Source organism: Saccharopolyspora elongata (assembly GCF_004348985.1).
In the GTDB taxonomy this organism is placed as follows: domain Bacteria; phylum Actinomycetota; class Actinomycetes; order Mycobacteriales; family Pseudonocardiaceae; genus Saccharopolyspora; species Saccharopolyspora elongata.
The window spans coordinates 1-10634 of sequence record NZ_SMKW01000065.1; the positions used below are offsets into that span (position 1 = coordinate 1).

General features: G+C 64.6%; 6 protein-coding genes. 5 read left to right on the forward strand and 1 reads right to left on the reverse strand.

All coding sequences use genetic code 11. From position 1 onward, the window contains the following. Positions 1-405 precede the first annotated feature (405 nt). Together E1288_RS34200 and E1288_RS34205 are read left to right on the forward strand one after the other, a co-directional pair. Positions 406-885: a transposase gene (locus E1288_RS34200; protein WP_235884002.1), complete on the forward strand. Its 480-nt coding sequence runs from the start codon at positions 406-408 to the stop codon at positions 883-885. Between the two features lie 62 nt (positions 886-947). After that, positions 948-1394 (forward strand): hypothetical protein, encoded by a 447-nt coding sequence (locus tag E1288_RS34205; RefSeq protein WP_132492690.1) that lies wholly within the window; start codon positions 948-950, stop codon positions 1392-1394. Positions 1395-1655: 261 nt separating this feature from the next. On the opposite strand, the gene E1288_RS34210 is transcribed toward E1288_RS34205, so the two are convergent. Continuing rightward, positions 1656-3152, reverse strand: a complete 1497-nt coding sequence (locus tag E1288_RS34210; protein WP_132492692.1) for a flavin-containing monooxygenase — start codon at positions 3150-3152, stop codon at positions 1656-1658. 611 nt (positions 3153-3763) lie between these two features. On the opposite strand from E1288_RS34210, the gene E1288_RS34215 reads away from it, so the two are divergent. From E1288_RS34215 to E1288_RS34225, 3 genes are read left to right on the forward strand one after another with little or no spacing between them, the layout of a single operon-like run. After that, on the forward strand, positions 3764-5560 hold the full coding sequence (locus E1288_RS34215; protein ID WP_132492694.1) for a fatty acyl-AMP ligase: 1797 nt from the start codon (positions 3764-3766) through the stop codon (positions 5558-5560). Next, positions 5557-9045 carry an FAD-dependent oxidoreductase gene (locus E1288_RS34220; RefSeq protein WP_132492696.1) on the forward strand — a complete coding sequence of 1163 codons (3489 nt, stop codon included), beginning with the start codon at positions 5557-5559 and terminating at the stop codon, positions 9043-9045. The genes E1288_RS34215 and E1288_RS34220 overlap by 4 nt, the downstream gene beginning before the upstream one ends. After that, a complete protein-coding gene (locus E1288_RS34225) occupies positions 9045-10619 on the forward strand; it encodes a PfaD family polyunsaturated fatty acid/polyketide biosynthesis protein (protein WP_132492698.1) in 1575 nt (524 codons plus the stop codon). Before E1288_RS34220 ends, E1288_RS34225 begins: the two co-directional genes overlap by 1 nt. Positions 10620-10634: the final 15 nt, after the last annotated feature.

Below are 10634 nucleotides of genomic sequence, written 5' to 3' on the forward strand. Positions count from 1 at the left end.
CAGCCCGCGGTCATAGCGGCTGTGAACCCGCCGCGACCTACCGCCGCAGGACGGGCAGATGCCATCGTCGGCCTTGACACGTGCCCAGACCAGCACGCCTGCCCCGGACCGCTCGATCCGCTCGACCGTCACGCCGGCCAGGTGGGGCAGCAACGAGTCCAAACACTGGTGATCACACGCCGACCATGATCACAAAGACCCGAACAGCACCAGCCACCAGGCCGACAGTTGATCACGCAACCAGCGACAGAGCCACCCATCTGACACGCCCGTCCCAGACAACGTCGACAGGCAGCGCGCCACGAATGGACCACGTTCCTCAAAGCCCAGGCAAACGGTCTTCTCGCCACGGACTTCTTTCACATCGACACTATCGGGCTGCAGCGGCTATACGCCCTGTTCGTCATGGAGGTCCGCACCCGCACCGTTCACATCCTCGGCGTCACCGCCCACCCCACCGCCGCCTGGGCCACTCAACACGCCCGGCAGCTGCTGTGGCAGCTCGGCGACCGCGCCGCCACATTTACGCACCTCATCCGCGACCGCGACGCGAAGTTCACCGCCGCCTTCGACACAATCTTCGCCAGCGAAGGCATCACGGTCACGAAGATCCCGCCGCGCAGCCCCAACTGCAACCCGCACGCGGAACGATTCATACGCTCCGTCCGCGAAGAGTGCACCAACCGAGTGCTGATCTTCGACAGAGGTCACGCGGAGAAGATCCTCCAGGAATACGCCTGCCACTTCAACACCCATCGGCCCCACCAAGCCCGCGACCAGCGGGCACCCCTCGACGACCCGAACGTCATACCGCTGCCGACAGCTCGGATCGAACGCCGACAAGCCGTGGCGGGACTCATCAACGAGTACCGCCAAGCAGCCTGACGGCCCGACGAAACCCCAACTCACAACCAGCGAACCCTTTTTGAAGCACTACGGGCACCGTCGTGGTCTGGGTCGGCAAGAGAGACCGGGTCGACGCCTGGAACCAGCTCGACGCGGCCCGCATCGCCGCCCGCGAGCAGACCACCTTCCGCCAGCGGCTGGCGTTCGTGCGGAAGAACAATGCGTGGAGTGACTCATTCGGCACGCGCAATAGCTGGCAAGAAATCCTCTTCTACGATGTCCCGAAGGATGCCATCAACGGCATGACCAGCGGCGCGATAAAGTCCGGCATTGAGGTGGCCAGGGGCAACGGCCAGCCCGGCGACATGTGGAAGAGCGTGCTGCTGCAGGGAGCGATCGGCGCGGTGCGCGGCGGGGTCAATTCAGCGGCCAGCAACACCGCGTTCCCGAGGTCGGGTATCGGAGAAACGCTGTGGAAGACCGGGAGTAAAACCGCAGACATCCACGTGCGCTCGAACATCGAGACCAATACCTATGGAAAGGCATAGGCGGCGGCTGATCATGGGAAGGTTGTATCGCGGATGCCCCGTCGCCCCGGACTGGCGGGGCATCGCGATGCCAGGCGGGCAGCGCGAGAAGAATGTCAGTCGGGGTGTGCGGAGTGCGGTGGTCCGCATCATCTTGTGCCGACCCCGCCTGCGAGCGCAGGCGGGGTCGTCTGGAGTGAGCATCGCAGAGCGGTACCCCGCTTCGTCGGCATGATCCACCGGCAGCGGTTGGCTCGGCGGATTTCACCGAGCCGGGGTGTTCTAGATGGTCTCGAGGCGCCTATCCTGCGGTGCGCGGTGGAGCAGCCGGTAGTCCTTGCGCCGGACCCTTCGGGTGGCCAGCCAGAACTGCCACGTGAAGCCCGGCCAGATGGCTCGGTTGACGCCTGCCGCATCGTGGTAGAAGTTCGTGCAGCCACCCCGGGTCCAGACGCCCTTGACCAGCTTCTGCTGGATCGTTGTCTGGAACTCTTCCTGCACGTCGCGCCGAACATCGAGTGCCGCAGCGCCGCTATTGTCGACCAACTTGATCGCGTTCACCACGTACCTGGCTTGCGCTTCGAGCATCACGGTCACGGATGTATGGGTGACAGCGGTGTTGGGCCCGAGCAGGAAAAACATGTTCGGAAATCCAGCAACGGTGGTGCCGAGGTGAGCGCGCATGCCACCAGTCGCCCATTCCTCGGCTAAGAACCGCTTGTCGGTGCCGATGATGTGGAGGTAGTCCAACGCATCCGTGATGCGGAAGCCGGTCGCGTAGATGATCGCGTCGATCTCGCGCTCGACGCCGGACGCGTCCACCACCGAGTCGGCCCGAACGTCGGCCACGCTGTCGGTGACGAGCTCGACGTTGTCCCTCGCCAAGGCCGGGTAGTAGTCGTTGGAGAACAGTACCCGCTTGCAGCCCATGGTGTACTTGGGAGTCAGTTTCTCCCGCAGAGCGGAGTCTTTGATGTGCCGGGCGATGTGTTGCTTGGCGATCGACTCGGGCCCCTCCCACAGCTCCAAGCGCCCGTTGAACGCAAGCGCGCGCATCTCCCGGCGCCAGTAGATCGTGTTGCGGTAGATGCGCTGGGCACCGGGAATGTGTTTGAACAACGCCCGCAGCCAGCCGGGAACGTCTCGGTTGCGTTTGGGCAGCACCCAGTGGGGGGTGCGTTGGAAGACGTACAACTTGGCTGCGTCGGCCGCGATCGGTGGCACGAGCTGAATCCCTGATGCCCCGGTGCCGATGACAGCGACGCGCTTTCCGGCGAAGTCGAAGTCGTGGTTCCACTGCGAGGAATGCCAGACTTGGCCTTTGAAGGTTTCGAGCCCAGGAAGCTCGGGAAGCCGTGGGATGTGCAGTCCGCCGACTGCGGAGATCAGGAACTGGCAGAAGAGTTCTTCACCTGTCGTGGTGCTGAGCCGCCACCTGCATTGGTCCGGCTCCCAGGTCGCACCGGTCAAACCGACTCCGAATCGGATCTTGGATCTCAGCCGGTGCTTGTCCGCGATGTTGCTCAGGTAGGTGAAAATTTCGGACCGGGTGGCGAAATCACGTAGCCAGTCGGCTTTCTGCTCGTAGGACAGCGAATACAGGTGCGCCTCCACGTCGCACTCGCATCCGGGGTAGGAGTTGTCCCGCCACGTGCCGCCCACGTCATCGGCCTTTTCCAGGACGAGGTAGTTCCGGATGCCGGCCTTCTCCAGTTGGATGGCCTGTCCGAGTCCTCCGAATCCGGTGCCGACGATCACGGCCTTGAGGTATTGGTTCATGCGCTCCTCGCAGGGCCAACCCGCTCACACCGTCGCGGTTGCCTGTCCCGGTCGAATCTTTAACGTTCCGGGCGCGCTCTCGTCAAGAGACCGCCCGGCGGTGCGAACCAAAGGGCAAAAAACCATGCCTAATGAGACATCTCCGGAAGTGGGAACTACCGTTGCACGGCCGCATCGCGTAGCGGCTTCCGTACGCATCACGCACTCGCGCCACGTGGGGGTTTCGAAGGTGGCACGCCTGTGCTGTCGGCGTTCGGTCGCCCGTCCGCTGGATGGCCGGCCTAGCGGGTGGCGGGGTGGGGCAGAGCTCACCAACCTGCCGAAGTGTCCAGATTCTCGTCGTTAGCTTCTTGGGTCGCAAAATAGCCGAAAAGCCGATGAGATTACGGTGCCTGATGGTGTAGGCAGGAAACGCTGTCTGATCAGGCAGCGTCGGGGATGGTGATCTTCCGTCCGCCGCGCCGAGGTCCCTAGCATTTCGGTGTCGAGGTCGGATTGGGCCAGTTGTGGCGCAAGACCGTCCGCGTGGTGCGTCCAGGGCGGTGCCAGCACGAGCAGCTGGGCGCGGATCAAGTGAGTTCGCGGCCCGGCCGTAGACAGGGAGACTCGCCATGCATTTGGAAGTTGAGCCGGATCTGAACCCGGCCTCGAGCCTTGGTGCAGGCACGATTCTGTCGGCGTTCATCGATCTCCACGAGCGTGACATTAACCGCGAGCTCTTCGTGTTCGTCGACGACTACGGCCGCGACGTCGAGTCGATGACGGTGCGTAGGTTGGCTCACGACGCGCAGCGGGCCATGTCGCTGCTGGAAGCAGAGGGCGTCCGGCGTGGCGACCGGGCGTTGCTGGTGTACCTGCCATCGCTGCATTTCATCAGCGCGTTCCTCGGCTGCCTGGCGTGCGGAGTGATTCCAGTTCCGGTCGCACCGCCAAACCCGCTGAAACTCGCGCAGGAAACCGGGGCCTTGGCGGCTATCGCCACCAGCTCCGGTGCGCGTGTCGTGCTCACCCACGATGCCTACCAGGGGGCGATCGATGCGGCGTTGAGAGCACACCCACTGCCGCCCGAAGCGCCCAAAATGCCCGGGATTCCGTGGTTGGCCACCGATTCACGCCGCGGCGGCGAGGTGGACGTGGTCGAGCCGCGGCATTGGTACAATCCGGAAGATCCGGACGAGCCGGTCTTCCTGCAGTACACGTCCGGGTCGACCGGGTTCCCCAAAGGCGTGATCGTCAGCCATCGCAACATCAGCCACGAGTTGCAGTTCCTGGCCGCGGATTTGGCACTGGGCGACGACACGGTCGCCGTCACCTGGGTTCCGCACTTCCACGATCTCGGGCTGATCAGCTTCCTGCTGAACACCATCGCGGGGCACTCCGGGCGGACCTACGTGATGTCTCCGCTCAGCTTCCTGCAGCGGCCCTCGGTGTGGTTCGACGTCATGTCCCGGGTGCGCGCCACGCACACGTCGGCGCCGAATTTCGCCTACGACCTGATGATCCGGAAGACGACTCCGGAGCAGCGCGCAGATTGGGACCTCAGCTCTGTACGAGTTCTCGGTTCTTCTGGAGAAATGGTGCTCCCAGAAACCATGGAGCGGTTCTGGAACGCTTTCATGCTGACCGGACTGAACCCTGCGGTGTTCCACCCCGGTTACGGCATGGCCGAGCACACGTTGAGCTTGAGCATGGGAAGCGGTGGTCCGCTGTGGGTGGACAAGCGCGAGTTGGAGAAGGGCCGGGTGGAGCCGGTTGAAGCCGACTCCACCCAGGGTGCCGCCGGTTTCTACGGCAGCGGTTGGGTCACCAAGGAAGGTGCCAACGTTCGCATCGTCGATCCGGCCACCGGCAAACCGTGCGACCCCGGTCAGGTCGGGGAGATCTGGGTCGACTCGCCCACCAAGGCACTCGGGTACTGGGGCCTGCCGGACGAGACCCGCGAGACATTCCGTGCTCGCGTCGCCGACGACGATCCCCGCGAGTATCTGAGGACAGGTGATCTCGGGTTCTTTCGCAATGGAGAGTTGTTCGTCTCCGGTCGGCTCAAGGAACTGATCGTTATCCGGGGCGATAACTACTATCCGCAGGACATCGAGGAAACTGTTCGCGGGTGTCATCCGCTGATCCGCCCCGGCGGGGTCGCCGCGTTCTCGGTTCCCTCGGCAGGATCGGGCCAGGGCGAGCGTTTGATCATCTTCGTGGAAATGGTGGATGGCGCGCCTGTTGCCGACAATGACGAGGAAATCACCAGGACGGTTCGTCGCGCGATCAGGGAAGCCCACGGGATCGCATGCGACGAGGTGGTCGTGGGTGCGCCAGGACTGGTGCTCAAGACGACCAGCGGCAAGGTGCGCCGCGCCGCGTGCCGCACGCAGTACCTTCAGCGTTTAGAGGAGCACGCCCGATGAGTAGTGAACTTCTGGTCCCGGGGCTGCGCATCTGCACCGGGCCGGATGATCCCCGACTGCACGACGTCGACGCGGACTTCACCGCACTGCTCCGGAAATTCCAGACGGTGGTGACCTCAACCGGCAAACGCCTCTTCCACGGTGCAGGCGCTTGTGTGCGCGGGCATATCGAGTTCGTTGACGTCGCGGGGATCTCCGTGCACCCGTTCTTCGCGGCGGGCAAGCAATATCCGCTGATTGCCAGGTACAGCAACGGTGAATCGTCGGACGACATCGCCCCCGGAACCCGTGGTGCGTCGCTGTTGTGGTTGGATCCCGCTGGTTCCGGGGAGCCGCAGTTCAATCTGACGCTGAACACCGGTCGCGCACTTTTCGCCGGCAATGCCGCGGCCTTCGTGCGCTTTCTGCAGGGAAACGATCAGGACCGCCAGGACATGGTCCGGTCGAATCCGCGTGCCGGGAAACTGCTGTGGGAGCAGGTCCGCGATCCGGTCTCGTTCATGCGGTACCACTACCACTCGCAGGCGCCGCGCGTGCACGTGGACGCCACCGGGCGTCCTTGGCTGGCGCGTTATCGGCTCGTACCGGCGGAAGACAGGGCCGATTGCGGACAGCACGTCGCTGGCCATCGCCTTTTTCCGCCCGTGCCACCGGATTTCCTCGCCAGGGATCCCGCTGATCCGCGACCGCCGACTGCTCTCCGGGATGAGCTCGTCGAGCAGGTTTCGGACGGCGGATTCGGTGCACTGCTGCAAATCCAGCTGCATCCGGTGACCGACTCCTCAGACAGCAATCAGGCCGCGCTCGATCCATCGGTCGTGTGGACTGAGGGATACCACACGATCGCGCGAGTGCAGTTCGACGCCGTTGTCAACACCGAGACGGCGAAAGCCCTGGTGTTCGACCCTGCCCACGCCCCGGAAGGTCTTGGCATCGCGCTCGCCCGGTCGCCGCTTGAAGCGGCCTCGGTAAACCACGCCCGTGCCCTGATATACCGGAAGATGCACGCCGCGCGGACGGCGCTGGTTGAGGCAAGGGGCGCCCATGAACAAGTAACTGGGTCAAAGGGGCCGCTCGCCAAAACGGTCTGCGTCGTCGGTGCGGGCCCGAGCGGGCTGACTATCGCGCGTGAGTTGGAGCGCCTCGGGCACACCGTGGTGGTGTTGGAGCGCGAGCCGGTCGTCGGTGGTAAGGCTGTCTCGATCGACGTCGACGGGCGTGCCTACGATCTGGGCGCCCACATCTGCACACCGCGCTACGAGCGGTTTGCCGAATTAGCGGCAGAACTCGGTGTCGACACTGTGGAAGCCACAGCGACCTACGAATATGACGCCGACCGGTGGTTTCGCAGATCGCCGGGTGCATCTTTCTTCCGGAGATCGGAGTTCTCCCGGTACACGCAGCTGCGGGAGCAGGCCTTTCCAGGCATCGCGACAGCCGGCCTGGCGCACTCCGCAGTGTCGTTGTCGCAGTCGATATCGGAATGGGTGGTCGGCAACGATCTCCTGGGTATGACGGATTCGCTCGGATCCGGTTACACCGCTTCGGGATACGGCTATCCGAACGACGATGTCCCCGCGCTGTACTTTGTCAAACATGCCGAGATGACCGGCCTGGTTTCCCTTGGTCCGCAAACCACCGGCCATGCCGGGCCCTTCACGGTATCCGGCGGCTTCGGGAGGCTGTGGCAGCGGGTTGCCGACAGTCTTTCCGATGTGCGCACCGGTACGCGCATCACATCGATAGAGCGCGAATCCAGCGGCGTCGTCGTGCAAACCGATTCCGGTCCCGTACATGCGGATTCGCTCATCCTGTCCGTTCCACTCGACCAGGTCGTCGATGTGCTCGACGCCACCGCCGATGAGCGGGATATCGCGTCGAGGGTTCGTACGATCGACTACTACACCGTGCTTTGCCGGATTTCCGGACTGCCCAGAGCCGGCATGTATCTCGTGCGCTCCAAGGGGGCGGCACCGCAACCTGGCCACTGCGTCGCCTACCACAACCGGTATGATGACACGGACGTCTACACCTGCTATTCCTACGGGGCGCAAGGCCTGGACACCACGGACATCGTCCGGCAGCTTCGTGAAGATGTGGCCGCGATGGGTGGCCAGGTTACCGATGTGCTGGTCGCCAGACGATGGCCGTTCATGCCGCACTTCCGTGCCGCGGATCTCAAGGCCGGTGTTCTCGATCGCCTCGAGCGCATGCAAGGAGACCGGCAGACTTACCACGTCGGGAGTCTCCTGGGGTTCGAGTTGATCGAGACCAATGTGGCTTATGCCCAGGATCTCGCGCACCGCTACTTCGCAGCTCCAGTGGCCGACGACAGCCGCGAGCGAGGCCGGCGCGGCGCACCGCGATACCAGGTGCGCTCCGAAGCCGAGCTGTTGGAGTGGCTGACTCGGCAGCTCGCGGCCGATCTCGGCCGTCCCGTGGCCGAGATCGACCCACAGACCCCACTGGATGACTACGGGCTCGACTCGCTGACGGCCACCGGTCTGCAGGCCGAGCTATCCGACTGGCTGGGCTTCCGCGTCCCGCCAACGCTGTTGCTCGAACATCCCACACTGGAGACGGTGGCACGCCAACTCGTCACGCTGATGGACGGTGAGCACGCCGACACGCGTGAGGTGGAGCGGAAACCGATGTTGGCTGTTGCGCTGACTCCGCCACGGCCCTTCTTCTGCATCGGAGGCGCGGTCGGAGCAGCGCATCAGTTGCAGGCGCTCGCCGACGATCTGGGGCCAGGATACCCGTTCTACGGGCTTCAAGCCCCCGGGTATGACGGCGGCGAGCCGGCACTCGCGACCGTCGAGGAACTCGCCGACCGGTACATCGAGGACATCTACGCGGTCCAGCCGCGTGGTCCCTACGTCGTTGGTGGCTACTCGTTCGGTGGTCTGGTCGCGTACGAGATCGGCTGCCGGTTGCGGCGTGATGGGGCAGAGGTCGCCGAGGTGGTGGGGATCGACAGTTACCTTCCGCACGGTGGGCAGACCGCACCGGTTTGGGATGAGCGTGCCGCGCTGGAGGAGTTGGTGGCGGTGCACCGGGCGATGTCGGGAGCCCAATGGGATGCGTTGAGGGTGGATCCCGCACTGACGTCGGTCCAGTGCCGGGAGCTGGTCAGCAGGGAGCTTCGGATCATGGGCGCGGTCGCAGCCGATCGACTACTCGATCGGCTGTTGCCGGTGTTCCAGTCGAATCTGGAAGCCAACATCGCCTACCGGCCTCAGCCCTCTGATCTGTCGATGACGTTGCTTCGCGCTGTCGAACCTTTTCCGCCAGTGTTCGGCGAGGCGCGGCGACCAGCGATACCGGTGGGTGATCCCCACAACGGCTGGGCGTCGGTGCAGATGGCTCGACTGCGCGTGCATGAGGTGCCCGGCAACCACTTCACCATCATCGGCGGGGCTGACCTGCGCGGGTTGGCCGCGACCTTGCGGAAAGTGCTCGACGAGACGCTGCTGGAGAAGTGATGAAGATTTCCTCGACCACGGCACCCAGCGCCGTGCGGCCAGGATCGCAGGAGTCGCTTGCTGACCTGGTAGCAAGGATTCGTGAAGAAGTTCAGATCGTCGCGACGCCCGACAACGGAATCGGTGCCATCGTCGGCGACCCGCGCGGTCGGCGTGTGCTGGCCACCTTGCCGCCGCTGTACCCGGAATGGCTGGGTGACCGGTCCTTCAACGAGGTTCATGGCACGCGGTTTCCTTATGTCGCGGGCGAAATGGCGAACGGGATCGCAACCGCGGAGCTGGTGATCGCCATGGCACGAGCGGACATGCTCGGCTTCTTCGGCGCCGCCGGTATCCCCGTTCCCAAGGTGACGGCGACGGTGCAGAACCTCCGGAAAGCGTTGCCGGGACGCCAGAACTGGGGAGTGAACCTCATCCACGCACCACAGAATCCGGCGTGGGAGAGGCACCTGGTCGACATGCTCCTCCGCGAGCAGGTGCCCGCGGTTTCGGCGTCCGCGTTCATGGATCTGACTGCGACCGTGGTCCAGTTGGCAGCATCCGGACTGCGAACAGACCGCAGTGGTCGGATCGTCCGCGGGACACGGCTGTTCGCGAAGATTTCCCGCCCAGAGGTCGCGGAGAAGTTCCTCGCGCCGGCACCGCGGCGCCTGCTGGATGAGCTGGTCCTCAATGGCCGGATCACCGCCGACGAAGCCGAACTCGCCAAGCGCGTCCCCGTGGCCGAGGACATCACCGTGGAAGCGGACAGCGGTGGGCATACCGACAACCGGCCGCTTACATCGTTGCTGCCCCGGATCATGGAGCTGCGCGATGCGTTGAGCAACCACTTCCGGCATGGGCGCAACGTTCGGATCGGGGCTGCGGGTGGCCTCGGCACGCCCCACGGTGTCGCGTCGGCCCTTGCCGCCGGCGCGGCCTACGTGCTGACCGGGTCGGTGAACCAGACCTGCCTGGAGGCCGGGATCTCGGCGGAAGCGAAGGAAATGCTCGCAGCGGCCGACATCGCGGACGTGATGATGGCACCAGCCTCGGACATGTTCGAGCTCGGTGCCAAGGTGCAGGTGCTCCGCAAAGGCACCATGTTCGGCCCGCGTGCCAACCAGCTGTACCAGATCTACCGGCAGTATCGGTCGTTCGACGAAATGCCCGACCGGGAGGCCGAGAAGATCGAACGCACTGTGCTGGGCGCCACGATCGCGGACATCTGGGCGGAGACGCGGCGCTACTGGCTGGAACGAGATCCTGCCGAGCTTTCTCGCGCCGAGGCCGATCCGAAACACCGCATGGCGCTGGTGTGCCGCTGGTACCTGGGCAGGTCGAGCTGGTGGGCGATCCATGGCGAGACGCCGCGCCGCGCCGATTACCAGCTCTGGTGCGGGCCGGCAACGGGGGCGTTCAACCGCTGGGTGGCCGGCAGTTTCCTGGCAGATCCGGCGAACCGCGGTGTCGTGCAGGTAGCCCGCAATCTGCTGGAAGGTGCGGCTGTGGTGACCAGAGCCCACCAACTGCGCACCTACGGGGTGCCGGTGCCCGCGACGGCTTTCCGCTTCACGCCGCGCAGGCTGACATGAGAAGCCACTGACTCA